The organism is Kribbella sp. NPDC005582 (genome assembly GCF_040605415.1).
GTDB lineage: Bacteria > Actinomycetota > Actinomycetes > Propionibacteriales > Kribbellaceae > Kribbella.
On the sequence record NZ_JBEXCU010000005.1, the window covers coordinates 212,523 to 237,205 of the forward strand.

Below are 24,683 nucleotides of genomic sequence, written 5' to 3' on the forward strand. Positions count from 1 at the left end.
TGTGAGCGCTGCGGAGACCACGACCGAGGACCGGACCGGCCTGCCGTCGCTGGCGGTGGTCGGGGCGACCGGCGCCGTCGGTTCGGTGATGCTGACCCTGCTCTCGACCCGGCAGAACGTCTGGGGTGAGATCCGGCTGATCGCCTCCGAGCGCTCCGCGGGCAAGCGGCTGATGGTCCGCGGTGAGGAGGTCGAGGTGGTCGCGATCAGCGAGGCCGCCTTCGACGGGATCGACGTGGCGATGTTCGACGTACCGGACGAGGTCTCGGCGCACTGGGCGCCGATCGCGGCCGCGGCCGGTGCGGTCGTGGTGGACAACTCGGGCGCGTTCCGGATGGACCCGGACGTCCCGCTGGTGGTCCCGGAGGTGAACGCCGAGGCGGCCCGCAACCGGCCGAAGGGCATCATCTCGAACCCGAACTGCACGACGCTGTCGATGATCGTGGCGATGGGCGCACTGCACCACCGCTACGAGCTCGAGCAGCTGGTGGTCGCGTCGTACCAGGCGGCCTCTGGCGCCGGTCAGGAGGGCATTGACGCCCTCTACGACCAGATCACCAAGGTGGCCGGCAACCGCGAGCTGGGCAAGACCCCAGGCGACGTACGGCGGGTAGTGGGGAACGGGCTCGGCCCGTTCCCGGCGCCGCTGGCGCTGAACGTGGTGCCGTGGGCCGGATCGCTCAAGGACGGCGGCTGGAGCTCGGAGGAGCTGAAGGTCCGCAACGAGTCCCGCAAGATCCTCGGCCTGCCCGATCTCAAGGTCTCCGCGACCTGTGTCCGGGTGCCGGTGGTGACCACGCACTCGTTGTCGGTGCACGCGCGGTTCGCGCACGAGGTCGACGCCGACGAGGCCCGCGAGGTGCTGCGGGACGCGCCGGGCGTGCTGCTGTTCGACAACCCGGCCGAGGGCGAGTTCCCGACGCCGGCCGATGTCGTCGGTACGGACCCGACCTGGGTCGGCCGGGTGCGCAAGTCGCTCGACGACCCGAACGCGCTGGAGCTGTTCGTCTGCGGCGACAACCTGCGCAAGGGCGCTGCCCTGAACACCGCCCAGATCGCCGAGGTGGTCGCGAAGGAGTTCACCTCGGCGAAGCGTTGAATCAAAAGACGTAGCCCCTACAGCCAGTTCTCCCGGGCGGCGTGCAGGGCGAGCTGGAAACGGGTGCTGGCGCCGGTGCGGTTCATCAGCCTCTCCAGGTAGCGGAAGAACGTCCGGCGGCTGATCCCGAGGGTGCGAGCGATGGTGTCGTCGGCGGCGCCGGTTGCGAGCAGGGCGAGCAGCCGGCGCTCGATCGGCTCCAGCCGGTCGTCCTCGGCGCCGACCGAGGCGTGCAGTGGCAGCGCGTTGCGCCAGCACAGCTCGAACATGCCGATCAGCGCGGTGAGCAGGCTGCTCGGCCGGATGATCAGCAGCGACCGGTTCACGTCGGTGTCGCGCACCGACATCGAAACGAACGCCATCGAGCCGTCGATGATGGTCAGCTTCGCCGGTACGTCGGGCAGCACGCGCGCCTGCTCACCGGCCTCGACGCAGGGCAGGATGTTCTCGGTCAGGTAGCCGGGCACCTCGACCGACTCCGGTGAGTACACGACCCGGTAGGCGACCCCGCGGCTGAGCTGGTCGATCTCCTCCTGGTTCGGGCCGCCGATGTAGTACGGCGGGGAGTCGATGGCCAGGATCTCGCGTTGCGCACTGCCCTTGATCTGGTGGATCCGCTCGACGATCGCGCTGCCGGTGACCACCTCGATCAGGTGCGTGGTGGACTCGTTGTGCACGGTACGGCGGAACTCGTCGTACGCGTTGAGGACCTCGATCCGGGCCTGCTTGAGCTCGGACTCCCGGCGCAGTGTCATCGCCTCCAGGCCGGCGTCCGGAGGCACCGGCAGGAACCGCGAGTGGTCGGAGCCGGAGCGGCGCGCGAGGCCCGCCTGGACCAGCCCGCCGAGGATGGTGTCGATCGCTGCCGAGCGGTCGGGGACGCCGTCGTCCAGCTCGGTGACCGACGAGGGGCCGGTCCGCAGCAGGTGCTGGTAGACCTTGATCTCGTCGTCGCTGAGTCCGAGCACGCGCAAATGATCGGCCCGCTCCGTGTCCGAGCTGCTCACGACCCGTCCTCCCTTCCAGTGCGATCCGCACTGTCCGTGTCCTGTTGAATGCAGCCAGCGATAATTGTTGTCCTGTCAGCATTCTTGTGCCGTGTCACCATCCGGCCACCATTTCCGCGCAGTCGTGAGCGAGAATTGAGGTCCAGCAGCCCGGCGACGGACCACCTGAGCGCCGCCGGGCTGCTGTTCCAATTCTGGCGGTTGATCGCTGTTCCGTCAGCGGAGCCCGTTTCGGTTGGGTCTCGATCCCGGCGTATCGGTGCCCTCGCACTCCCGTGCCATCACCGGCTGTGCTGGAGGGTGTACAAACTGTGCATCTCCATCGTGAGGCCGATGAGTTGGAGGAGTCGCATGCGATCAGCATCTCCTTTCTGTGTGGCCTCTGGGTGCGATGACCGCCGCCCTGGTCATCGTGCCTGCCGATCCGGTGTGCGCCCGGCCCGATTCCGCCCAGTCCGGCCGGGCCACCGGATCCACTGTGAGGTCCCAGGCGGCGCTGAGCGGTGCTCCGTGGATAGTGAGGCTGTCCACGGGGGAGCGGGGACACGGCGTCCACCGCACGGCTCGCCCCGGCCAGTCGGCGCCCCTGGGACCGCACCGGTGAATTGACCCGGATTTGACCTCGTTCGCTGGTGTTCCGGCGTTTTGGCTGGAGCGTGGCGTCAAATGTATATTCCGGATAACGATCGAAGTCGGCCGGAGCGTCGGTGGCGGAGTTCGATCGGGCGCGACGTCGGTAGCCGTGCGTACGTCGTTGCTCACACTGGAGGACCGTTGTGTCATCGGCGCCGGAGCCGATCCGCTACTCTCTTCCCGGTCTACGTGGCCCGGTCAAACGAACACAGCGGCTGAACGTGGACAGGACTTTCATGGCAGAGAGAGGCGTCGCCTGAATGAACGCGACCAGCGTCGACGAGGCATTCAACCCGTCGGTGCATGTTTACGAGCCGCACAAGGCGGGGCTGCCGCCGTTGCGCCCATACTTCAAAGCACTCTGGGAACGCCGGGTGTTCGCGGCAGAGATGTCGCGGAGCGGAATCCGCGCGGCCAACACCAACACCTTCTTCGGGCAGATCTGGTTGGTCATCAACCCGTTGCTGCTCGCGGGGGTCTACTACCTGCTCACCGACATCATCGCGGGCGCCGGCGCCAAGAAGGACGCCGGCGCGGTCTTCGCGCATATGTGTGGTGGCCTGTTCGCCTTCTACTACTTCCAGGGTGCGGTCACGACCGGCGCCGGCAGTGTGGTGGGTGGCGGCAAGCTGCTGATGAACATGGCTTTCCCCCGGCTGCTCCTGCCCTTGTCGGCACTGCGGACAGCGTTCTTCCGCTTCCTGCCGACGATGGTGGTGTACGCCGCGATCCACCTGCTCACCAAGCAGCCGCTGCACTGGGTGATGCTGCTCGCGCCGGTGTTCCTGATCCTGCTGACGATGTTCGCGGCCGGGATCAGCATGATCTTCGCCGCGATCCAGGTGTACTTCCGGGACACGTCCAGCTTCCTGCCGTACCTGATGCGGATCTGGCTGTACCTGTCGCCGGTGCTGTGGTTCGCCGAGAAGGCGCCGGCGAAGTTCAAGGACTTCATCCAGTACAACCCGCTCTACTCCCTGCTCGGCGGCTGGACCGATCTGCTGGTCCGCGCCAAGATGCCGGACACCGAGCTGTGGATCGGCGCTGTGGCGTGGGCAGTGGCCGCGTTGGTGGTCGGTTCGCTGTTCTTCATGTCGAGGGAGCGTGAGTTCGCTGTCCGTCTCTGAGGCCGAGAAGAAGACCATGTCAAACGTCGATGCAAGTCCGGCCGTCAAGGTCGAGGACGTCTCCATCACCTACCGGACGACGTTCGAGCGGGTGCCGACCTTCAAGACCGCGATCGTCCGGTTCGGCCGGGGTGAGCGGGCGGTCCGCGAGGTCAAGGCCGTCCAGAACGTCTCCTTCGACGTCGCGCACGGCACCGCGATCGGCATCATCGGGGCCAACGGCGCCGGCAAGTCGACGCTGCTGCGGGCGATCGCCGGCATCCTGCCGCCGACCTCGGGCCGGATCGAGGTGCACGGCCGGGTCAGCACGCTGCTGTCACTGGGCGTCGGCTTCAACGCCCAGCTGTCGGGCAAGGAGAACGTCACCCTCGGTGGCCTCGCGGCCGGCCTGACCCGCAAGCAGGTCCAGGAGCGGTACGAGGAGATCGAGGAGTTCGCCGAGCTCGAAAAAGGGTTCATGGAGATGCCGATGCGGACGTACTCGTCCGGCATGTTCGCGCGCGTGGCCTTCGCGGTCGCCGTGCACATGGACCCCGACATCCTGATGATCGACGAGGCGCTGTCGGCCGGTGACGCCAAGTTCAAGACCAAGGCCGCCGACAAGATGAAGGAACTGGCCACCAACAGCCGGACGATGTTCCTGGTCAGCCACGCGATGAGCAGTGTCCGCGAGCTCTGCAACGACTGCATCTGGATCGACAAGGGCAAGGTGATGATGCGCGGCGAGCCCAAGGAGGTCATCGACGAGTACACCCGGTTCCTCAAGGTCGATGCCGAAAAGGCTGTTTCGCGCGAGGACCTCTGACGTGTCTCGCAGGCCAGCGCCGGACGTGGGGATCATCACGACCGGCCACGACGTCGCCGATGCGCGTCTGCACAAGATCACCGCGGCCCTGCAGCACCGCGACCTCAGTGTCGAGCTGTGGGGCCTCGGTGAGCCCGAGGGTGGTCCGGCAGGTGCCGTCGTGCACGCCGGCCCCCGCGGCAACCTGGTCCAGCGGCTGGCCCGGACCGCGGTGCTGCCGTGGCGGACCAAGGCCAAGGTGGTGATGACGGTCGATCCGGACATGATCCCGATCACCCGTCTCGTCACCACCCTGCGCCGCCGCAAGATGGTCGCCGACGTGCACGAGGACTACACCCGGCTGCTGGCGGACCGGGCCTGGGCGAAGGGTCCGGCCGGACTGCCGGCCCGGATGATCGTCCGGGCCAGCTCGAAGCTGGCGGCCGGCGCCGACCTGACAGTTGTCGCCGATTCCCACCTTGCCCCGCACGAGGCGAAAAAACGCCTCGTCGTGCAGAACTTTCCTTACGTCCCGTTCTTGGCGCCGACCCCACCCACCGGTACGCCGCGCGCGGTGTACGTCGGTGACCTGCGCGCCAGCCGCGGCCTGTTCGACATGGTCGAGACGGTCGCCGCGGCGCCGGACTGGTCGCTGGACCTGGTCGGTCCGGTGGCTCCGAGCGACCGGGACGCACTGGAGGCCCGGATCGAGCGGGCCGATCTGGCCGGGCGGGTCCGCCTGCACGGCCGCCAGCCACCGGCCGACGCGTGGCGGCTGACCCAGGGCGCCTGGGCCAGCCTGGCCATGCTGCAGCCGACGCCGGCATTCGTGGAAGCGATGCCGTCGAAGATCTACGAGTACCTCGCCAGCGGTCTTCCCGTGCTGTCCACCCGGCTGCCCCGGCAGACCCGGGTGATCGAGGAGTCCGGTGGCGGAGTCCTGGTGGACTCGGTGGCCGAGGCGTCGGACACTCTGCGGCGCTGGTCCGCGGACCCCGGCGAGCTCGAGAAACTGCGTGATCACGCGCTCCGGTGGGCAGCCGCCAATCTGTCCACCACGACGCCGTACGACGAATTGGCCGACGCAATACTCACCCTGCTGAGAGCATGACTGCTGAGAGGATGGGCATGACGGACCGCCCACACATGTTGTACGTCGCCTGGGGGTTCCCCCCGTGCCGGGGCGGCGGTGTGTACCGGGCGCTGGCAACCGCGAACCGGTTCGCAGCGCTGGGCTGGAAGGTGACCGTGCTGACGGCCGAACGCGAGACCTTCTACCGGTTCACCGGCGCCGACGCGACCCTCGAGGACCGGGTCGACCCCTCTGTCGAGGTGGTCCGGGTGCCGTTCGACTGGCCGGTCATGGAGACCGACCTGCGCCGCTGGCCCAAGGCCCGCGCGCGGAACCCGCGGTTGTGGAGCAAGTGGCGCAACAAGCAGGACCTGATCCCGTTCCCCGAGCACGGCTACGGCCCCTGGCGCTCGGTGATCGAGGAGGCGGCGGACCGGATCCACGCCGAGAACCCGGTCGACCTGACGGTCGCCACGGCGAACCCGCATGTCGCGTTCACGGCGGCGTACCACCTGCACGAGAAGGCCGGCGTGCCCTACGTGATGGACTACCGCGACGCGTGGCTGCTGGACGTCTTCAGCGGTAACCGGCTGCACGAGCCGAACAGCCGGGCCGCGAAGTGGGAGAAGAAGCTGGTCGACGCCGCGCAGGAGATCTGGTTCGTCAACGACCCGATCAAGCAGTGGCACGTCGAGCTCTACCCGGAGCAGGCGACCAAGATGCACGTGGTGGCCAACGGCTTCGACCCGGAGCTGGTCCCGGACACCAAGGACCGCGGCCCGGTCACCGACCGCCCGCTGACCTTCGGGTACGTCGGCACCGTGTCGCCGAAGGTGCCGCTGCAGGACTTCGTCGACGGCTGGAAGCTGGCCGTCGAGCAGTCCGAGGAGCTGGCCGGCGCGAAGGCCAAGATCCACGGCTACCTCGGGTACTACGCGGTCCCGCGGCCGGACATGCTGGCCGCGATCAACTCGGGCGCCGAGGCCGGGGTCAGCTACGAGGGCCCGGTCGGCAAGGCCGAGATCGCCAAGGCGTACGACGAGTTCGACGTCCAGCTGCTGATGCTGGGCAAGGGCCGGTACGTGACGAGCGGCAAGGTCTTCGAGTACCTGGCGACCGGTCTGCCGGTCGTCTCGGTGCACGACCCGGAGAACGCGGCGTCCGACGTACTGCGCGGTCACCCGCTCTGGTTCCCGGTCACCGACGTGACGCCGGAGGCGATCGCGGCGGCGCTGATCGAGGCCGCGCACGGCGCTCGCACGGCCGATGAGGGCATCCGGCAGAAGGCGCGCGAGTTCGGCGCCGGCTACCGCCGTGACCTGGTCATGGACCCGCGGATCGAAGCACTCGCCGAGGTCGTCAAGAAGAAGAGCGAGGTGCACGCATGACTCAGCAGAAGGTTGTGCTGATGAGCACCAAGCGGCTGAAGCCGGACTACTTCGACACCATCCGCGAGGACCTCGGGGGTGGCGACGACCTGGTGCTCGACGTGATCGGCTGGCTGCCGCCGATCGACGTCGTCGACGACAAGGTGAACACGTTCACGCTGATCGGCCCGGGTCGGATGCCGACCGCCGAGGACGCCTACGACGAGTACGACGACGATGACGAGTACGACGACGACTACGACGGCGAGGACGGTGACGGCGACGAGTTCGACGAGTCGCCGGACGCGGTGATCGCGCCGGAGTCGGTCTCGGACCCGAAGTCGGTCACCGGCGACGCGCTGACGCCGGCCGCGGCCGAGCAGCACAGCGGCGAGGGCGAGGGCCAGCACGCGCACGGCCACGGCCACGGCCACGGCCACGGGCATGGCCACGGCCACCACCCGAAGAAGAAGCCGGAGCCGATGCCGTGGGGCACCGCCCGGGTCAAGCAGGCCGTGCGCTGGCGCTACCGGCGGGCCCGCCGGACCGTCGGCCGGGCCGCGAACAAGATCGGTCCGGTGAAGTTCGTCCGGACCTCGCGGACCAGCAAGAACCTCAGCAAGGCTTACTGGAAGCGCGTTCAGAGCCGTCCGGACGTGCGTGAGTTCCTCGCGCAGGCCGATGTCGTGATCGCCCTGGACGCCAATGCGATCTGGGCCGGCTGGCACCTCGGGCAGGAGCGGCCGGACCGGCCGGTCGTGCTCGGTCTGCCCGCCGCTCGGCGCGAGCTCGACCAGCTCAAGGTGCCGGCAGGTCATTGAGGTCATGTCCATGACAGGCCAGTTGCCGACGCCAGTTGCCCGGACCGCGAAGGCGGTCCGGGCACGTCTGCGTGGTCTGCGCTACACCTACGCGGCCCTGCCGGCCTTCCCGCCGGCAGCCGCGGCCCCCGTGCGGATGCTGGTCGGACCGACCAACTCCGCCGGTCAGGGCTACCAATGGGCCCGGGCGGCCCGCACGCTGCCTGGAGTCGCCGCCGACGCGTTCGCGCTCCATCGCTCGGCGGCCTTCCGATTCGCCGACGACTACGGCGTACCGCAGGCCTGGTGGAACCAGTCGCGCTGGGCTCGTGCCCAGCGCGAGCACGTTGTGGGCAACTACACCCACGTCCTGGTCGAGTCCCTCCGGCCGATCCTCGGGTACGGCGGCCACTCCGACGCGGCGGCGGATATCGCCGTACTGCGGGAGGCCGGGGTCGAGGTCGCCCTGCTGTTCCACGGCTCCGACATCCGGCTACCAAGCCGGCACGCGGCCCGCGAGCGGTTCTCGCCGTTCGCGCACCAGGACGAGTTCACCGGCAAGCTCGAAGCCCAGGCCCGGCGGCATGCCGAGCTGGTGGAGCGCCTCGGCCTGCCGGTCTTCGTCTCCACGCCCGACCTGCTCATCGACCTTCCGCAGGCCCAGTGGCTGCCGGTTGTGATCGACCCCACGCCGTGGGCCGCGGCGGCCCGCCCACTGTTCAGCGGCGAGCGCCCGGTCGTCGTGCACGTCCCGTCCAGCGCGAAGCTCAAGGGCACGGCCCGGATCGACGAGATCCTGACCACCCTGCATGAGCGCGGACTCATCGAGTACCGCCGCATCACCGGCGTACCGCACGCGGAGATGCCGAGCGTGATCGGCGCCGCTGACATCGTTGTAGACCAGCTCGGAATTGGCCTGTACGGCGTGGCCGCGGCCGAGGCCCTCGCGGCGGGCCGGATCGTCGTCTCGTACGTCGGTTCGGACCTGCGCTCGCGGGTGCGTAGTCTGACTGGGCGAGAGGTACCGATCGTGGAGGCGGACGACGACACGCTGAGTGACGTCGTCGGCGATCTCGTCGCTGACCCCGGGACCGCGGCCGCGCAGGCTGCCGCCGGACCCGAGTTCGTGGCGGAGCTGCACGACGGTCGTCGCGCAGCCGAAGTCCTCAGCCAGTGGCTGACCGTGAAGGAGACCCTGTGAGTACCCGCATCGCCCCGTCGGCCGACGTCGACGAGTGCGCTCAGATCGGCGACGGATCGTCGGTCTGGCACCTGGCCCAGGTCCGCGAGAACGCGGTGCTGGGGAAGAACTGCATCGTCGGCCGCGGCGCCTATGTCGGGACCGGGGTCCAGATCGGCGACAACTGCAAGATCCAGAACTACGCGCTGGTGTACGAGCCGGCCTCGCTCGAGGACGGCGTCTTCATCGGCCCGGCCGTGGTGCTGACCAACGACTACTTCCCGCGCGCGGTGAACCCGGACGGTACGCCGAAGTCCGCGCACGACTGGGAGCCGATCGGCGTGACGCTGAAGGAAGGCTGCTCGCTCGGTGCGCGCAGCACCTGTGTCGCCCCGGTGACCGTCGGCCGCTGGGCGACGGTCGCGGCCGGTGCGGTCGTGGTGAAGGACGTTCCGGACTTCGCGCTGGTCGCGGGGGTGCCGGCCCGGTTCCTCAAGTGGGTCGGCAAAGCCGGCGTACCGCTGCTCGCCGTCGGCGACGGTGAGTTCAAGTGCCCGCAGACGGGCGAGATGTACATCGAAACCGACGGACGGCTGCGGCCGGCCGACGAAACACAGGAGGAGAACTGATGGTGCAGCCGATTCCGGCCGCGAAGCCGATCATCGGGAAGGAGGAGCGCGAGGCTGTCGACCGTGTCATGCAGTCCGGCATGCTCGCCCAGGGTCCTGAGGTGGCGGCGTTCGAGCAGGAGTTCGGCGCAGCGCTGGTCTCCGGCCGGGCGTGCGTCGCGACGAACTCCGGTACGTCGGGCCTGCACCTGGGCCTGCTGGCCGCGGGGGTCGGACCGGGTGACGAGGTCATCGTCCCGTCCTTCACCTTCGCCGCGACCGCGAACAGCGTCGCGCTGACCGGTGCGACCCCGGTCTTCGTCGACATCGAGCCGACGTACTTCTGCCTGGACCCGGCCGCGGTCGAGGCCGCGATCACCGAGAAGACCAAGGCCGTCATGCCGGTGCACCTGTTCGGTCACCCGGCCAACATGACCGCCCTGCAGGCGATCGCCGACAAGCACGGCATCGCGATCTACGAGGACGCGGCCCAGGCGCACGGCGCGACCTGGAACGGCGCACCGGTCGGCACCTTCGGCGACTTCGCGATGTTCAGCCTCTACCCGACCAAGAACATGACGTCGGGTGAGGGCGGCATGAACTCGGTCGCCAACGAGCACCTCGAGCGGCAGATGCGCCTGTACCGCAACCAGGGCATGCTCAAGCAGTACGAGAACGAGGTCGTCGGCCTGAACAACCGGATGACCGACCTGCACGCCGCGATCGGTCGCGTGCAGCTGACCAAGGTCGGCGGCTGGACCAAGCAGCGGCAGGAGAACGCGGCCTTCCTGGACGCGAACCTGGCCGGTGTCGGCGTCCCGGCCGTGGCCGACGAGGCCAGCCACGTCTACCACCAGTACACGATCCGGGTGACCGAGGACCGCGACGGTTTCGCGAACGCGCTGCGCACCGAGTACGGCGTCGGCTGCGGTGTCTACTACCCGATCCCGAACCACCGGCTCCCGTCGTTCCAGCGCGAGCTGGACCTGCCGGAGACCGAGAAGGCCGCCCGCGAGGTGCTCTCGCTGCCGGTCCACCCCTCGCTGTCCGAGGACGACCTGAACCGGATCGTGGCCGCGGTGAACACCGTGGCGAAGGCTGGTGCGTGAGATGGCGAACCTGAAGGCGGGCCTGATCGGCCTCGGCATGATGGGGCGTCACCACGCCCGCGTGCTGGCCTCCCTGGACGGCGTCGATCTGGTCGCCGTCGCGGACCCGGGCGGTGACAAGTTCGGGGTCGCCGGCGGTCGTCCGGTGCATTCCACCATCGAGCAGTTGATTGCCGAAGGCATCGACTACTGCATGGTCGCGGTGCCGACCCAGTACCACGCCGAGATCGCCAAGGCGCTGGCCGAGGCCGGCGTGCACGCGATGATCGAGAAGCCGCTGGCCGGTTCGTCGGCCGAGGCGACCGAGATCGCCAAGGCGTTCGAGACCGCCGGCCTGGTCGGCGCGGTCGGTCACATCGAGCGGTACAACCCGGCGCTGCAGGCGCTCCGGGTCCGCCTCGAGGCCGGCGAGCTGGGCGACATCTACCAGATCACCACCCGTCGGCAGGGCCCGTTCCCGGCCCGCATCGCCGACGTCGGCGTCGTACTGGACCTGGCGACGCACGACATCGACCTGACCGCATGGGTGACCCAGTCCCCGTTCGTCACGGTCTCCGCGCAGAGCGCGCACAAGTCCGGCCGTGACTACGAGGACCTGATCGCCGTCACCGGCAAGCTGGCCGACGGCACCGTCACCAGCCACCTGGTCAACTGGCTGTCCCCGATGAAGGAGCGGCTCACCGTCGTCACCGGTGAGAAGGGCGCCTTCATCGCCGACACCCTGACCGCCGACCTGACCTTCCACGCCAACGGCACGGTCGCCACCGCGTGGGACGACGTCGCGCACTTCCGCGGTGTCAGCGAGGGCGACATGATCCGCTACGCGATCAGCAAGCCTGAGCCGCTGCGCACCGAGCACGAGCAGTTCCGGGACGCCGTCCTCGGCAAGCCGGCCGATATCGTCACGCTCGAGCAGGGTCTGCGCACCGTCGCCGTCGCGGAGGCCGTCATCCAGTCGGCCGCCGAGGACCGCACCATCAAGGTCGCCGGCGCATGAAGGTCCTGAGTGTCGTCGGGGCGCGGCCCCAGTTCGTGAAGCTCGCCCCGATCGCCGAGGCGTTCGCCGCGACTGACCACGAGCACGTGATCGTGCACACCGGTCAGCACTACGACAAGAACATGTCCGACGTGTTCTTCGCCGACCTGCGGATCCCGGCGCCGGATGTCCACCTGGGCATCGGTTCCGGCAGCCACGGTGTGCAGACCGGCGCGATGCTGTCCGCGATGGACGCCGTACTGGACGAGCACAAGCCGGATTGGGTGCTTGTCTACGGCGACACCAACTCGACGCTCGCCGGTGCGCTGTCCGCGGTCAAGATGCACCTCCCGGTCGCGCACCTCGAGGCTGGCCTGCGGTCGTTCAACCGGCGGATGCCGGAGGAGCACAACCGCGTGCTGACCGACCACGCGTCGGACATCCTGCTGGCTCCCACGCAGGTGGCGATGGATCACCTGGCCAACGAGGGCCTGAAGGACAAGTCGCGGCTCGTCGGTGACGTCATGACCGACGTCTGCTTCCGGGTCCGGGACGCTGTCCAGGACAAGCCGCTCGACCTGCCGTTCAAGCAGGGCGAGTACCTGGTCGCCACCATTCACCGGCCCGACAACACCGACGACCCGGAGCACCTGGCCGGCATCATCGAGGGTCTGGCCAACGCCGGGCACCCGGTGGTCCTGCTGGCGCACCCGCGGCTGGTCGCGAAGTGCGCCGAGCACGGCATCAAGCTGGAGCGTCCGGACGGTTCGCTGCACGTCCGCGAGCCGCTGGCCTACCCGGAGATGGTCCAGGCCGTCATCGGTTCGGCCGGTGTGGTCACCGACTCCGGTGGTCTGCAGAAGGAGGCCTTCCTGCTCGGCCGCGTCTGCACCACGCTGCGTCCGGAGACCGAGTGGGTCGAGACCGTCGAGTCCGGCTGGAACGTGCTGACCTCCGACGTGAGCAAGCTGCCCGAGCTGGCTGCTCGGACGGCGCCGACGGGCGAGCGCCCGATGCCGTACGGCGACGGTCACGCGGCCGGCCGCGTGGTCGCCACGCTCGCCGAGTAGAACATGTCGATGGCTGCCGAGGACGTGGTGCAGCCTGTTCGGGACAATCCTGAGCAGGCGGCCTCGCCCTCGGCAGCTACTCGTGTCGAGTCGCTCACCGGTCTGCGCTGGTGGGCGGCGTTCTTCGTCTTCACCCACCACATGGGCTACCTGGCCCCGTTGCCGATCCGCGAGTTCCTGAAGCTCGGCACCTCCGGGGTGACGTTCTTCTTCGTGCTCTCCGGGTTCGTCCTGACCTGGTCGGCCCGGCCCGGTACGTCGGCGGGCACGTTCTACCGCCGCCGGTTCGCCCGGATCGTCCCGGCCCACGTGGTCGCGCTGATCCCGGCGCTGTTCGTGTTCTACCGGTTCGATCCGCCGGACAACTTGTTCTGGATCAAGCCGGTCTCGATGACCGCGATCGTGCTCTCGCTGTTCCTGCTGAACGGCTGGTCGAACAACCCCGACATCCTGTACGGCGGCAATCCGGCGTCCTGGACGTTGTCGATCGAGATGTTCTTCTACGCGTTCTTCCCGTTCCTGTACCGGGTCACGGCGAAGCTCAAGCTGGGTGGAGCTCTCCTCCTCGCTGCGGCCGCGGTGGTCGTCGCCGGCGGCTACCGGCTCACGCAGTACCACTGGGCCGAGCTGCCGACGTTACCCCCGCCGCTGCTGCACGCGGCGGCGTTCCTGGTCGGGATCGCGATCGCGATCGCGTTGCGCTCCGGCTGGACCACCCGGCTGCCCGCGTGGACCGGCTACCTGGCGATCGGCGTCGGGCTGCTCGTCCTCACCTACACCTTCCGGCACCCGGGCAAGGTGCCGTTCGGTTCCGAGATCAGCCTGCTGCAGAAGGAGATTCTCACTCTCCTCTACGGCTTCCTGATCCTGGTCGTCGCTGCCCGGGACCTGCGCGGGGGCCGGTCCCTTCTGCGGAGCAAGCCGCTGGTCGCACTTGGCCAGTGGTCGTACTCCTTCTATCTGGTGCACGCCACCGTGCTGTACGGGATCAGAGAACTCCATGGAAGCAGCGAGCCTGTTTCGTGGTTGAACCTGACCTGGTACGCCGGCGTCGGCGCCGTATCGATCCTTGCCTCGTGGCTGCTCTACAAGTTCGTCGAGCACCCGCTGGAACTCAAGCTACGAGGCTCCCGTTGAAGAATCACTATCTAGTGGAGTCAGTGTGCGCGTCAGTGTAATTGCCTTGGGCAAGATCGGTCTGCCGTTGGCGGTCCAGTTCGCTTCGAAGGGGCACCAGGTCGTTGGTGTCGACATCAACCAGCAGTTCGTCGACCTGGTGAACGCCGGCCAGGAGCCGTTCCCGGGCGAGGCGCACCTGCAGGAGCTGCTCGCCGAGACCGTGGCCGACGGCCGCCTGCGGGCGACCACCGACTACGCCGACGCCATCCCGAACAGCGACGCCGTCGTGATCGTGGTGCCGCTGTTCGTGGACGAGAAGACCGGTGAGCCGGAGTTCGGCTGGATGGAGAACGCGACCCGTTCGCTGGCCGAGCACCTGACCCCGGGCACGCTGGTCTCCTACGAGACCACGCTGCCGGTCGGCACCACCCGGAACCGGTGGAAGCCGATGCTGGAGGAGATCTCCGGCCTGACCGAGGGCACCGACTTCCACCTGGTGTTCTCCCCGGAGCGCGTCCTGACCGGTCGCGTCTTCGCGGACCTGCGCAAGTACCCGAAGCTGGTCGGCGGTCTGTCCGACGAGGGCGCCAAGCGCGCCACCGCGTTCTACGAGGCCGTGCTGGACTTCGACGAGCGTCCGGATCTCGAGCGTGGCAACGGCGTCTGGGACCTGGGTTCCGCCGAGGCCGCCGAGCTGGCGAAGCTGGCCGAGACCACCTACCGCGACGTCAACATCGGCCTGGCGAACCAGTTCGCCCGGTTCGCCGGCCAGAACGGCATCGACGTCACCCAGGTGATCGACGCGTCGAACTCGCAGCCCTACAGCCACATCCACCGGCCCGGCATCGCCGTCGGCGGCCACTGCATCCCGGTCTACCCGCGGCTCTACCTGTGGACCGACCCGGAGGCGACCGTCGTCCGCGCCGCCCGCGAGGCGAACGCCGGCATGCCGGACTACACCATCGGCCTGCTCGAGGGCGCGTACGGCGAGCTCAAGGGCGCCAAGGTGGTCGTCCTCGGTGCGTCGTACCGCGGTGGCGTCAAGGAGACCGCGTTCTCCGGCGTCTTCCCGGCCGTCGACGCGCTCAAGGGCCGCGGCGCCGAGGTCTTCGTGCACGACCCGATGTACACCGACGAGGAGCTCACCGGGCTCGGCTTCACGCCGTACGCGCTGGGCACGCCGGTGGACGCGGCCGTGCTGCAGGCCGACCACGCCGAGTACGCCGACCTGTCGCCGGCCGACCTGCCCGGGATCACCGTGCTCGTGGACGGCCGCGACAAGACCGACGCCGCCAAGTGGGCCGGCGTCCGGCGGATCGTGATCGGAAGGTCCGTCCGGCAGTGACCCAGCCCGACCTGCGGGTGGTGGCCGGTGCACAGACGATTGTGCTCCGGCCTTCGGCCACCCGGGAGTCGTCGAAGGAACTGGTCGACGGCGCCCTGGTAGTGCATGTTCCGATGCGACACCCGCAGGTCGGTGACCGACACAAGGTCGCGCTGCTCGAGCTCAAGGCCGACCTGGCCCACGGGCGCGTCGGTCGCGCGGGGCAGTTGCTCCGACGCGCCTGGTTGAAAGTGCTGAAGCTGGACCCACGGCCGAGTGGTTCCAAGGCACAGCAGCTGGAGCTCACCTTCGGTGGGCTGATCGACCGTCTGCAGCCGGATGTCGTGTACGCACAGGACCCGGCGATGCTGGCCGTCGCCAGCCGTGCCGCCGACCGCGCGAAGCTGCAGAAGCGCACGCTGAAGGTCGTCGCCGAGGAAGCCAGTGCATCTCAGGCGAAAGCCACCCCGCCGCGCGAGCGGCGCTTGCTGATCGGGCCGGTGAACAGTGCCGGTCAGGCCTGGCTGTGGGCGAACGCACTGGAGCAGGTGGTGCCGACGGAGACGCTGAGCACCACCGCTGCGAAGTACGAGTTTCCGGCGCACCGCATTGCCACGGCTGAGCAGTACAAGTCGGATCTGCGCTGGCAGTACGACCTGGCGGCGTACGTGCTCGCAGAGGTCAGTCACGTGCTGTTCGAGGCTGGGCGGCCGCTGTTCGGTCAGCTCCCCGGACAGCTGTGGACTTCTGAGGTGCCGTCGCTGGACAAGGCCGGCATCAAGCACGGTGTGATTTTCCATGGATCGGAGATTCGCGATCCGGCACGGCACCGCGAGCTGTTCGCGTACTCGCCGTTCCAGGATCCGCAGGACGACTTCACCCAGCGGTTGCAGGCCGCCCACGACGCGCTGCGGCGGCACCTGGCGACGTACGAGGGTCCTGTGTTCGTCACGACGCCTGACCTGCTGGAGTTCGTCGACAACGGCACCTGGCTGCCCCTGACGGTTGATGTGGACGCACTAGCGTCGGACCGACCTGTGCTGGAGCGTGAGGTGCCAGTAGTGCTGCACGCGCCGTCGAGCAGCGCACTGAAGGGTTCCGCGTACGTCGACCCGGTACTGGCCGAGCTGGATGCCCGCGGGCTGATCAAGTACCAGCGCGTCGAGGGTGTGCGGCACACGGAGCTGGCTGCGCTCGTCAAGGACGCGGACATCGTGGTCGACCAGCTCACGCTCGGCTCGTACGGCGTACTCGCGTGTGAGGCGATGGCCGCCGGCCGGGTCACCGTGGGGCATGTCGCGGACCGGGTGCGGGCGAAGTTGCCGACCGAACTGCCGATCGCCGAGGCCACTCCGAGCGACCTGGGCACGGTGATCGAGCGCCTGATCAGCGAGCGCGAGACCGCGCGGAAGCTGGCCGACAGTGGCGCTGCTTACGTTCGGGAGTTGCACGATGGACGCAGAGCAGTCGCAGCGCTGCTACCTTTCCTCGGTGGCAAGTGACATGCGGGTATTGATGATTGCGCAGTCCCCGATCGCGGGGGACTCGCGAATCCTGCGCGAGGCAACCGCCTTGGCGGATGCCGGGCACACGATTCACATCATCGGGCGGGACGTTCCCGAGGGCTTCGAGATCGGCCCGGGGATCACGGTCGAGTCGGTGTCGCGGTCGTCCGGGCTGCGCGCCGGCGGTGGCGGGCTGGCGGTCGGCCACGGTCGTCGCGGGCCGAAGGTGCTGGCCAAGCGGTTCGGACGCTGGCTGCTGCTCCCCGAGCACCGGCTGCGGACCGAGAAGCAGTGGCGGCTCGCCGCGGCGCCGAAGGTGGCTGAGGCAGGCCCGTTCGACGTCGTCCACGCCCACGACTTCAACACCCTCGAGCTCGCCGCCGAATACGCCGAGAAGTGGCAGGCGGTGCTGGTCTACGACAGCCACGAGCTGTGGTTCGACCGTGCGCTGCCGGGCCGGCCGACGCCGTTCTGGCGGGCGCGTGGGCGGAAGTTCGAGGGCGAGCTGGCCGCGAAGGCACGCGTTGTCTTCACCGTCTCCGACGGCATCGCCGTCCGGCTGCGGGACCGCGGCCTGAAGGACGTCCGCGTCATCCGGAACACCTTCCCGAAGGCCGACTTCGTCCCGCGGCCGCTGGAACGCCCCGAGGGCCTCCTGTACGCCGGTCGCGTGGGCGCGGGTCGCGACCTGCCGACCGTGGTCGGCGCCGCGCGTCAGCTGCAGCCGTTCCGGACCGTGCTGATGGGGTCGGTGGATCCCAACTATCGCTTGGATCTCGGCCCGGTCGAGGTCGTGGCCGAGCGCTCCATCGACGAGGTCGACGACACATTGCGCTCCTACGGGATCTCGCTGGTCACCCTGACCAACACCTGCGAGAACCACCGGCTCGCGTTGCCGAACAAGCTCTTCCACGCGGTCAGGGCCGGCGTACCGGTCGTTGCGGCTGACCTGCCCGAGCTGCGGTCGGTGGTGACCTCACACCAGCTCGGCACGCTGTACACGCCCGGCGATCCCGGTTCGCTGACTGCCGCCGTACGAGGGCTGATCGAGAACTACTCGGTCTACACCGCCGGCATCCGCGAGGCCGCCGACGAGCTCAACTGGGAGCACGACTCCGAGGTCCTCGTAAAGGCCTACTCGGAGCTGTGAAGAACTGAGGCCCCGGCTCGTGAGCCGGGGCCTCGTCAGTCTCAGCGGGAAGCTTCGACCATCTGCTGCATGAGCTTGACCGGGTCCTTCTCGGGCTCCGGCTGGGCCAGATCACTGGCCTGGACTCGTGCCTGCGGGGCTCCGGCGGTGGCCAGCGACTGGGTGTAGCCGGTCAGCGGGAGGGTCAGGGACGAGCGGGTCGGGTCCAGGGTGAGGGTCGCACCCGGGAACGGGATCGAGGGGTTGTCCGGCTCGACCGTCAGCACGAGGCCGAGGCGGTGACCGGCGGCGAAGACGACGTCGTCGGCGTTCAGCTCGAAGGTCAGGTCGTACCACTTGCCCGACTTCAGCGACTCCTTGCGGTTCAGCGACTTGTAGTGCCCGACGTCGGCGAGCGTGCGGACGACGACCGCGGCGTCGGAGACGGCCGTGTTGATCTTCGTCTTGTTGTAGCAACCGGTGTCGAGGGTGTTGCCGTCACCCCAGCACACGGGCGTGTTCGGCACGCTCGTCACGTTGGTGTAGCGGGTCGCCGTACCGTAGTCGACGATCCGCGCCTTGATCCCGGCCGCGGCCCGGTTCGACTGCACCCGGACCGTCACCTTGCCGGTACCGCTGAGCCGGACCGCCTTGTCGAGGGTGTCGCTGAGGAACACCGCCCGGTCGGGCTTCGGCGTGGTCGGGTCCAGTACGACCTTGTCCTCCGACTCCTTGTCCGTGCCGGTGAAGCTGATCGGGTCGCCCGACGCGGCCGCGATCGAGAGGCCACCGGCCTTCGCACCGTCGGCCTTGCCGAGGTTGAGCTTGGTCTGCCGCGCGCCGGCCGCGGGCCACTTGGCCTCGGTCGTGTAGCTGCCGTCCTCACGCATGATGGTGGCCTGCGGCTGCTTCATCACGTCGTTCTTCAAGCCCTGCAGCCAGTAGTCGAACCACGGGTGCAGCTGGTTCACGTACTCGTCGCGGAAGCTGAAGCCGTCCAGGTGCACACCCTGGTGCAGGAAGATCTTGCGCGGCACGTTGCGCTTGGCGATCTCGTCCCACCACTCGCCGAACTGCCGGGTCTTCACGTTCTCGTCGTCCAGACCGTGGATCGCGAAGACGGAGGCGTGCACCTTGCTCGCGTCCAGGCGGTAGTTCCGCGGGTCCCAGAACTTGCTGTAGCTGCCGGTCCGGGTGTCGGAGTCCTGCTCGATCTCGTCGGTCAGCGCGACGCAGCGCGGCGTCTTGTCGTTGCTGACGTAGTCGTAGAGGAACTCCATGTACGCGTCGTAGAACGGCACCCCGAAGCTGCGGGTGTAGTCGTACCAGCTGGAGATCGCCGCGATCGGGACGATCGTCTCCAGCCCGCGCACACCGGTGCTGGCCACGGAGTTCGCGATCGTTCCGTTCCACGACGTACCGATCATGCCGGCCTTGCCGGTCGACCAGTCCGCCTTCGCCTTGCTGCCGTCCGGGTTGTAGCCCGGGACGCGCTGGTTCAGCCAGTCGATGACGGCCTTGGTGCCGAGCACCTCGAAGTCACCGCCGACATCGGTGCAGCCGGTGGACCGGTTCGTCCCCGGCATGTCGACGAACGCGACGGCGTACCCGCGCGGGACGAAGTAGTTGTCCAGCCAGGTGCCGTACACCTGCCGGACGCCGTTGGCGTCGAAGTAGCTGGCCGGGTCGCTCGCGTAGTACGGCGACGCCTGGATGATCACCGGTACGTCGATCCCGGCCTGCGCGGCCTCCCCCGGACGGATGATGTCCACGGTGATCTGATCGGTGACGCCGTTCTCGTCGTTGTCCGTGTTCGGGACGTCGACGGCGATCCGCTCGTGGATCGCGTTGTCGTAGTCGTACGCCGCCACCGTCTGCGTCCCCTGGACGAACGGCTTGGCCGACGGCTGAGCGGTGGCGGACAGTGTCGCAGCCGGAAGCAGCGCGGCCGCAGCCAGCAAAATCGTCCCGGTCCGGAACGGAGTTCTGCGCATGCGTGTCTCTCCCCTTTGGGCGGTGGGTAAGGCCCGCACCATAAGCACACGTGACCATCGTTGTCAGCACACAATTCGTCTCAGTCGATCACTGCGGGTACAGACAGGGGTAATACTTCGGGCATGCATCGGAGCCGGGTGTCCACGTTCCTGATCGACGTCCACCACAGCGAGGTAGACGCAGCGCCACCTGGACATCGAGACCGACGACGTACCGGCCGAGGTGTCGAGCTGGCAGGGGTGCCACACGCTGCGCGCTCCGGGCGGGCATCTGCTGTGCGTGATTCCGGTGCACAGCGATCCGGCGGAATTCGAGCAGCGCGCGACCGTCTGGGAGTAGCTCAGACGACCTGGTGCAACTTGATGGGGGCGACGCCGATTTCCAGGCGCTGACCCCAGGTGAGGGTCAGGGTGTCGGATTCCATGCCATCGCCGAAGACGACCAGGTCGGACTCGGCGGTGATGGTCAAGGTGTCGGGTGCCTTCAGGAGGCCTTCGGTGTTGTCGGTGCCGGTCGCGGGGGAGGGCCAGGCCTCGCGGACGAACCAGCACAGGACCGGGTCGATCGGACCTGGGAGGGTGAGCGGGCTGCGGCGTTCCTGCCAGGCCGAGCGGCACCAGCCGGTGGAGCCCGTGCCGGTGCCGATCAGGATGCCGGAGGACGACTGGCGTTCCGAGCCCAGTCGGTAGCGCGCTGATTGGTGCGTGCGATGGCCGACGTACACCTCGTTGAGGGCGATCAGCTGCTGGCCGTCGTCGGTGGTCGCGGCCACCATCGTCCGCTCCGCGATCTCCCGTACGGCGAGCAGTTCGGTGATGGCGGCCGGTTCGTGCGGAACGAGGACGCCGGGGTTGCGGCCGGGCTCGGGGTTGATGCCGATCACCGGCTGGCTGTCCAGGTACTTGGCCACGTTGGCGACCAGCCCGTCCTGGCCGACCGCGATCACGACGTCCTCCGGGCCGAACACGAACCGATCGAGATCGTTGCGCTCGGCAACAGTACGGCGCCAGTCCAGCGGAATCGCCGCGGAGACCGTGGCCAGCGCCTCCTGCTGCGCCTGATGCCGGGCGTCGAGCTCAGCCAGATCCCGCCCGCGCCCCGCGAGGAAGAACCCCGCCTGCTGCCGAGTCCCGTGATGCGCGATCAACTCGCTGAGCTCGGTCGCCCGATGCACGATCACCGCCCGCGGCGGAAGGCTCACGATGCCTGCCCGGCGAGTTTGCTCAGCAGCGGGGTGATCAGGTCGGGCGTCAGGTTCAGGGTGCCGATCTCCGGGAGCGCGCCCTGCTTGATCGCCATCGCGAGAATCGTGCCCTGGTCCAGCTCGGCGTACGCCTCGAGCATCGCCTTCTCCGCAGCAGCCTCGGCCGCGCCGATCACGCGCTTGGCATCCGCTTCCGACTCGGCCAGCGCCCGCTGCCGGCCCGCAGCGGCCTGCGTTTCGATCTGACCGGCGGCCGCCGCCTCGGTGGCGCGCATCCGCTCGTTCTGCCCGCGCTGGTTGACCAGCTGCTCCTCGCGGCGAGCCAGCTCGATCTGGTTCTGCAGCTCGTTCTCCGCGATCGAACGTTCGCGCTCGACCGCCATCGCGCGCCGCTCGTACGTTGCCTTGTCCGCAGCCTGCTGAACCATCTCCCGAGTCGGCGTCTGCAGCGCCTTCTCGACATCCCGCTCAGCCCGGACCGCAACCACTCGAACATCCTCGACGCCGATCCCGAGCCCGGTCAGCCGCTGATCCTCCCGCAGCCCAGTACCGACAGCCCGCCGCAGCTGCGTCATACCCTCGGACAGCGCCTCGGTCAGGCTCATCCGGGCGAGCAGGTCGAGCGCGGTCTGCTGCGCGAGCTCGGTGAGAAGTCCGCCGAGCTGCTCGAGCGGTGTGGCCCGCCACATCCCCGTGTCCGGGTCGATCCCGAAGTCCAGCCGGGTCGCGGCCAGCCCCGGATCGACCACCCGGTACGTGACGGTCGCCTGGACGGCCACGTCCTGGAAGTCCTGCGTCCGGCCATGGAACAGCAGCGGCTGCTCGCGGTCGTCGATCGGGATCTCGCTCAGCGACGAGTTCAGCGCCCGGAACCAGAACGCCTGGCCGGCGCCGTCGTGGGCGACCTTCCCGTTGCGCAGGTGCCGCACGTGCGTGGTCGGGTTCGCCCGCAGGTGGCTGATGAAACGGAACCGCGTGATGTCTGCCATGTCTCTCCCTTGTCGTCACTTTGACGATAAGGGGTGAGTGACTTTTCGTCAAGGTGACGATTAGAGTGAGGCGTATGGACTTCGTGCCGCTCGGCCTGGCCACCGACCTGGTCATCCTGACCGTCCGCGACGGCGGGCTGCAGGTGCTGCTGATCCGCCGCGGCATCGCGCCGTACCGGGGTCGGTGGGCGCTGCCGGGCGGCTTCGTCCGCACCGACGAGGACCTCGAGGCGACTGCCCGCCGCGAACTCGCCGAGGAGACCGGCCTCAGCTCCGACCGGATCCACCTCGAACAGATCGCGACGTACGGCGCTCCCCGCCGCGACCCCCGCGGTCGCGTCGTCAGCGTCGCCTACCTGGCCCTCGTCCCCGACCTCCCCACCCCCGTCGCCGGCACCGACGCCGAATCCGCCAGCTGGGTCGCCGCCGCGGACCTCCTCGCCGACCCCGCCCGGCTGGCCTTCGACCACCACCAGATCCTCACCGACGCCGTCGAACGAGCCCGGGCCAAACTCGAGTACTCCCCACTAGCCGCCGCCTTCTGCCCTTCGGAGTTCACCATCTCCGAGCTCCGAACCATCTACGAAGCCGTCTGGGGCATCTCCCTCGACCCCCGCAACTTCCACCGCAAAGTCACCAAGACCCCCGGCTTCGTCGAACCCGTCGGCACCACCACAACCCGCGACGGCGGCCGCCCCGCCCAACTCTTCCGCCGCGGCGCCGCCACCACCCTCCACCCACCCATGACCCGGGGGTGAAAGGCGGACCGCCAACACTCACCAACCTCCACAGCGCCCTCCGCGCCACGCTCAACCGCCGCCCAAGAACCACCGCCGAAAGCAGTTGGTGAGTGGGGGCGGTCCGCGATCAGCCCACCCCACCCCGCCCCACCCCTTCTCGCCCAAAGGTGGGTGGGCTGCTCTTTGGGCGTCTGGAGGTTGACCTCGAGCGGGATTGAGGTGGTTGGGTCGCGGGATGGGATTTGAGGGACTGCAGGTACTGGTGACCGGGGCTGGGCGGGATACCGGGCGGCTGTTGGCGAGGGCGTTCGCCGAGCAGGGTGCGCATGTGGTGGCGACCGCGCGGACGTTGGCGGCGGCTGAGGAGACGGTGGCGCTGATCCGGTCAGCCGGCGGTACGGCGGAGGCCGCCGTACTGGATCTGGCCGACCCGGCGTCGATCGCGGCGCTGGAAGTGCCTCGCTTGGATGTCTTGATCAACAGCGGAGCGCGGTATCTGGGGGAGACAGCTGAGCCTGAGGACATCGCGGACACAATCGCGGGCGCGGCGACCGGGACCGTGTTGCTGACCGAGCGGCTGCTGCCGTTGCTGCGGGCATCGGATCGCGCGGACATCGTCAATCTGATCTCGGCGGCCGGCGAGAACGGTCAGCATCGGTCGACGGCACACGCGGCCTTCTATGCGGCGAAGCACGCGCAAGCCGGGTACGCCGAGATCCTGTCCGAGCGGCTTCGGCCGGAGGGGATCCGGGTGATCTCGCTGTTCCCGCCGGACTTCGTGCAGGACGGCCCGCGGGAGGCCGGGGCCGAGTTGACGGCGCAGTCGGTGGTCGACTGCGTGCTGTTCGCCGTGGGTCAGCCGCAGGACTGCTTCATCCGAGCTTTCTACTTCGAGCAGCTAGCTCCTCGGCCGTGATCAGGTCGGTGTGGGTGCCGTACGACCCGCAGGCCCAGGCGCCGGCGATCGTGCCGGCCTGGGCGGCGTCGTACCAGCTGACGCCGTCCAGCCATCGGGCGAGGAACGCCGCCACATAGGCATCGCCGGCGCCGTTGGTGTCGACGACTGGCCGGTCCGGCAGGACGAGTGCCGGGATGTGGCGGGGTGATTCGTCGGGGAGGTGCAGGTAGCTGCCGTCCGCACCAGCCAGTACGACGACCACCTGCGCGCGACCGTTCTTGAAGATCCAGCTCACCGCGTCGTCGGGTAGCGCACTGGCCGACACGAACACGATGTCCGCGGCCGTGGCGAAGTCGCGGTGGTAGTCGTTCTTCCCGTCCCAGTCGTGGAGGTCGGTCGAGATGGTCCGACCGGCCGCCAAGGCATCCGGCAGTGCGTCTCGGGCGAAGTCCATGATCGACACGTGCACATGCCGGGCATTGGCGATGCCGGGTCGCCACAGCTCCGGATCCACGCGCAGACCCGCCGGAAGCCGGCCGTCGTAGAACGTGAGTCGCTCGCCGTTGGGCGTCACCAGGTTGACCGACCGCCGCGTCCCGTCCGGGTGCTGCACGAAGTGCAGCGGCAACTGCAGGTCCCAGTACAGCTGCCGAATCCGGTACCCCTCGTCGTCGTCCCCGATCACATCCGCCAGCCCCGCCTGCACCCCCAGCAGATAGCACCCCAGGACTACGCCGTGCCCGGTGTGCCCGACATACGTCTCGATGGGTTCGACCCACACCGTCTCCCGGCCGCCCAGTTCCAACCCAGGCACCCGCACGATCGTGTCGACCCCAGCCCCGCCCACCACCAGCACATCCAGCTCCACCCCATCCGTCATACCCGACTTTCGTCACCCCCAACAGATGCCTTCCGCCAGTCGAAGCATCCGCAGGCGGGAAGTGAACC

Annotated in this window: 22 protein-coding genes; 17 read left to right on the forward strand and 5 right to left on the reverse strand. The window is 68.7% G+C overall.

Annotation, left to right across the window (positions count from 1 at the left end; all coding sequences use genetic code 11):
- Nucleotide 1 precedes the first annotated feature (1 nt).
- Nucleotides 2-1,099: an aspartate-semialdehyde dehydrogenase gene (locus ABZS29_RS27475; protein WP_355465954.1), complete on the forward strand. Its 1,098-nt coding sequence runs from the start codon at nt 2-4 to the stop codon at nt 1,097-1,099.
- A 17-nt stretch (nt 1,100-1,116) separates the two neighbouring features.
- On the opposite strand, the gene ABZS29_RS27480 is transcribed toward ABZS29_RS27475, so the two are convergent.
- Nucleotides 1,117-2,106, reverse strand: coding sequence for a helix-turn-helix domain-containing protein (locus ABZS29_RS27480; RefSeq protein ID WP_355465956.1), 990 nt, complete (start codon nt 2,104-2,106; stop codon nt 1,117-1,119).
- Nucleotides 2,107-2,999: 893 nt separating this feature from the next.
- On the opposite strand from ABZS29_RS27480, the gene ABZS29_RS27485 reads away from it, so the two are divergent.
- Genes ABZS29_RS27485 through ABZS29_RS27550 form a run of 14 tightly spaced genes read left to right on the forward strand, consistent with a single transcriptional unit; the run spans nt 3,000 to nt 17,930 of the window.
- Nucleotides 3,000-3,866: an ABC transporter permease gene (locus tag ABZS29_RS27485; protein WP_355465958.1), complete on the forward strand. Its 867-nt coding sequence runs from the start codon at nt 3,000-3,002 to the stop codon at nt 3,864-3,866.
- Nucleotides 3,867-3,882: 16 nt separating this feature from the next.
- Nucleotides 3,883-4,671 (forward strand): ABC transporter ATP-binding protein, encoded by a 789-nt coding sequence (locus ABZS29_RS27490; RefSeq protein WP_355465960.1) that lies wholly within the window; start codon nt 3,883-3,885, stop codon nt 4,669-4,671.
- Nucleotide 4,672: 1 nt separating this feature from the next.
- A complete protein-coding gene (locus tag ABZS29_RS27495; protein ID WP_355465962.1) occupies nt 4,673-5,761 on the forward strand; it encodes a glycosyltransferase in 1,089 nt (362 codons plus the stop codon).
- The gene (locus ABZS29_RS27500; RefSeq protein WP_355465964.1) at nt 5,758-7,110 is read left to right on the forward strand and encodes a glycosyltransferase; all 1,353 of its coding nucleotides are present in this window, start codon (nt 5,758-5,760) and stop codon (nt 7,108-7,110) included. The genes ABZS29_RS27495 and ABZS29_RS27500 overlap by 4 nt, the downstream gene beginning before the upstream one ends.
- Complete coding sequence (locus ABZS29_RS27505; RefSeq protein ID WP_355465965.1) at nt 7,107-7,910, forward strand: hypothetical protein; 804 nt, start codon at nt 7,107-7,109, stop codon at nt 7,908-7,910. Before ABZS29_RS27500 ends, ABZS29_RS27505 begins: the two co-directional genes overlap by 4 nt.
- Before the next feature lie 10 nt (nt 7,911-7,920).
- Complete coding sequence (locus tag ABZS29_RS27510) at nt 7,921-9,090, forward strand: hypothetical protein (protein WP_355465967.1); 1,170 nt, start codon at nt 7,921-7,923, stop codon at nt 9,088-9,090.
- The gene (locus tag ABZS29_RS27515; protein ID WP_355465969.1) at nt 9,063-9,698 is read left to right on the forward strand and encodes a DapH/DapD/GlmU-related protein; all 636 of its coding nucleotides are present in this window, start codon (nt 9,063-9,065) and stop codon (nt 9,696-9,698) included. Before ABZS29_RS27510 ends, ABZS29_RS27515 begins: the two co-directional genes overlap by 28 nt.
- Nucleotides 9,695-10,786, forward strand: coding sequence for a DegT/DnrJ/EryC1/StrS family aminotransferase (locus tag ABZS29_RS27520; protein ID WP_355466613.1), 1,092 nt, complete (start codon nt 9,695-9,697; stop codon nt 10,784-10,786). Before ABZS29_RS27515 ends, ABZS29_RS27520 begins: the two co-directional genes overlap by 4 nt.
- 1 nt (nt 10,787) lies before the next feature.
- Complete coding sequence (locus ABZS29_RS27525) at nt 10,788-11,783, forward strand: Gfo/Idh/MocA family oxidoreductase (protein WP_355465971.1); 996 nt, start codon at nt 10,788-10,790, stop codon at nt 11,781-11,783.
- Nucleotides 11,780-12,832 carry a UDP-N-acetylglucosamine 2-epimerase (non-hydrolyzing) gene (wecB, locus tag ABZS29_RS27530; RefSeq protein ID WP_355465973.1) on the forward strand — a complete coding sequence of 351 codons (1,053 nt, stop codon included), beginning with the start codon at nt 11,780-11,782 and terminating at the stop codon, nt 12,830-12,832. Before ABZS29_RS27525 ends, wecB begins: the two co-directional genes overlap by 4 nt.
- Before the next feature lie 9 nt (nt 12,833-12,841).
- Nucleotides 12,842-13,969, forward strand: coding sequence for an acyltransferase (locus ABZS29_RS27535; protein WP_355465975.1), 1,128 nt, complete (start codon nt 12,842-12,844; stop codon nt 13,967-13,969).
- A gap of 25 nt (nt 13,970-13,994) precedes the next feature.
- Complete coding sequence (locus ABZS29_RS27540) at nt 13,995-15,296, forward strand: nucleotide sugar dehydrogenase (RefSeq protein ID WP_355465977.1); 1,302 nt, start codon at nt 13,995-13,997, stop codon at nt 15,294-15,296.
- The gene (locus ABZS29_RS27545; protein WP_355465979.1) at nt 15,293-16,777 is read left to right on the forward strand and encodes a hypothetical protein; all 1,485 of its coding nucleotides are present in this window, start codon (nt 15,293-15,295) and stop codon (nt 16,775-16,777) included. Before ABZS29_RS27540 ends, ABZS29_RS27545 begins: the two co-directional genes overlap by 4 nt.
- Nucleotides 16,767-17,930 carry a glycosyltransferase gene (locus ABZS29_RS27550; protein ID WP_355465981.1) on the forward strand — a complete coding sequence of 388 codons (1,164 nt, stop codon included), beginning with the start codon at nt 16,767-16,769 and terminating at the stop codon, nt 17,928-17,930. The genes ABZS29_RS27545 and ABZS29_RS27550 overlap by 11 nt, the downstream gene beginning before the upstream one ends.
- A 41-nt stretch (nt 17,931-17,971) precedes the next feature.
- Here ABZS29_RS27550 and ABZS29_RS27555 read toward each other — a convergent pair whose 3' ends face one another.
- The 3 genes from ABZS29_RS27555 to ABZS29_RS27565 form a co-directional block, all read right to left on the reverse strand.
- Nucleotides 17,972-19,903, reverse strand: coding sequence for a CocE/NonD family hydrolase (locus ABZS29_RS27555; RefSeq protein ID WP_355465983.1), 1,932 nt, complete (start codon nt 19,901-19,903; stop codon nt 17,972-17,974).
- A 341-nt stretch (nt 19,904-20,244) separates the two neighbouring features.
- On the reverse strand, nt 20,245-21,105 hold the full coding sequence (locus ABZS29_RS27560) for a hypothetical protein (RefSeq protein ID WP_355465985.1): 861 nt from the start codon (nt 21,103-21,105) through the stop codon (nt 20,245-20,247).
- Nucleotides 21,102-22,097, reverse strand: coding sequence for an SPFH domain-containing protein (locus ABZS29_RS27565; RefSeq protein WP_355465987.1), 996 nt, complete (start codon nt 22,095-22,097; stop codon nt 21,102-21,104). The genes ABZS29_RS27560 and ABZS29_RS27565 overlap by 4 nt, the downstream gene beginning before the upstream one ends.
- A 74-nt stretch (nt 22,098-22,171) precedes the next feature.
- Between ABZS29_RS27565 and ABZS29_RS27570 the strand changes: the two genes are divergently transcribed.
- Together ABZS29_RS27570 and ABZS29_RS27575 are read left to right on the forward strand one after the other, a co-directional pair.
- Entirely contained in the window at nt 22,172-22,855 is a 684-nt protein-coding gene (locus tag ABZS29_RS27570; RefSeq protein WP_355465989.1) for an NUDIX domain-containing protein, read from the forward strand.
- Between the two features lie 217 nt (nt 22,856-23,072).
- Nucleotides 23,073-23,753 carry an SDR family oxidoreductase gene (locus tag ABZS29_RS27575; RefSeq protein WP_355465991.1) on the forward strand — a complete coding sequence of 227 codons (681 nt, stop codon included), beginning with the start codon at nt 23,073-23,075 and terminating at the stop codon, nt 23,751-23,753.
- Here ABZS29_RS27575 and ABZS29_RS27580 read toward each other — a convergent pair.
- Nucleotides 23,710-24,615, reverse strand: a complete 906-nt coding sequence (locus ABZS29_RS27580; RefSeq protein ID WP_355465993.1) for a carbohydrate kinase family protein — start codon at nt 24,613-24,615, stop codon at nt 23,710-23,712. The two genes, ABZS29_RS27575 and ABZS29_RS27580, sit on opposite strands and share 44 nt — an antisense overlap.
- Between the last annotated feature and the right edge of the window lie 68 nt (nt 24,616-24,683).

What these genes read in the sequence shown, in the direction of transcription:
- ABZS29_RS27535 (WP_355465975.1), top strand. Translation starts at nt 12,842, where the DNA reads ATGGCTGCCGAGGACGTGGTGCAGCCTGTTCGGGACAATCCTGAGCAG.
- ABZS29_RS27485 (WP_355465958.1), top strand. Translation starts at nt 3,000, where the DNA reads ATGAACGCGACCAGCGTCGACGAGGCATTCAACCCGTCGGTGCATGTT.
- ABZS29_RS27490 (WP_355465960.1), top strand. Translation starts at nt 3,883, where the DNA reads ATGTCAAACGTCGATGCAAGTCCGGCCGTCAAGGTCGAGGACGTCTCC.
- wecB (WP_355465973.1), top strand. Translation starts at nt 11,780, where the DNA reads ATGAAGGTCCTGAGTGTCGTCGGGGCGCGGCCCCAGTTCGTGAAGCTC.
- ABZS29_RS27580 (WP_355465993.1), bottom strand. Translation starts at nt 24,615, where the DNA reads ATGACGGATGGGGTGGAGCTGGATGTGCTGGTGGTGGGCGGGGCTGGG.
- ABZS29_RS27570 (WP_355465989.1), top strand. Translation starts at nt 22,172, where the DNA reads ATGGACTTCGTGCCGCTCGGCCTGGCCACCGACCTGGTCATCCTGACC.
- ABZS29_RS27505 (WP_355465965.1), top strand. Translation starts at nt 7,107, where the DNA reads ATGACTCAGCAGAAGGTTGTGCTGATGAGCACCAAGCGGCTGAAGCCG.
- ABZS29_RS27510 (WP_355465967.1), top strand. Translation starts at nt 7,921, where the DNA reads ATGACAGGCCAGTTGCCGACGCCAGTTGCCCGGACCGCGAAGGCGGTC.
- ABZS29_RS27525 (WP_355465971.1), top strand. Translation starts at nt 10,788, where the DNA reads ATGGCGAACCTGAAGGCGGGCCTGATCGGCCTCGGCATGATGGGGCGT.
- ABZS29_RS27555 (WP_355465983.1), bottom strand. Translation starts at nt 19,903, where the DNA reads ATGCGCAGAACTCCGTTCCGGACCGGGACGATTTTGCTGGCTGCGGCC.
- ABZS29_RS27565 (WP_355465987.1), bottom strand. Translation starts at nt 22,097, where the DNA reads ATGGCAGACATCACGCGGTTCCGTTTCATCAGCCACCTGCGGGCGAAC.
- ABZS29_RS27575 (WP_355465991.1), top strand. Translation starts at nt 23,073, where the DNA reads ATGGGATTTGAGGGACTGCAGGTACTGGTGACCGGGGCTGGGCGGGAT.
- ABZS29_RS27500 (WP_355465964.1), top strand. Translation starts at nt 5,758, where the DNA reads ATGACTGCTGAGAGGATGGGCATGACGGACCGCCCACACATGTTGTAC.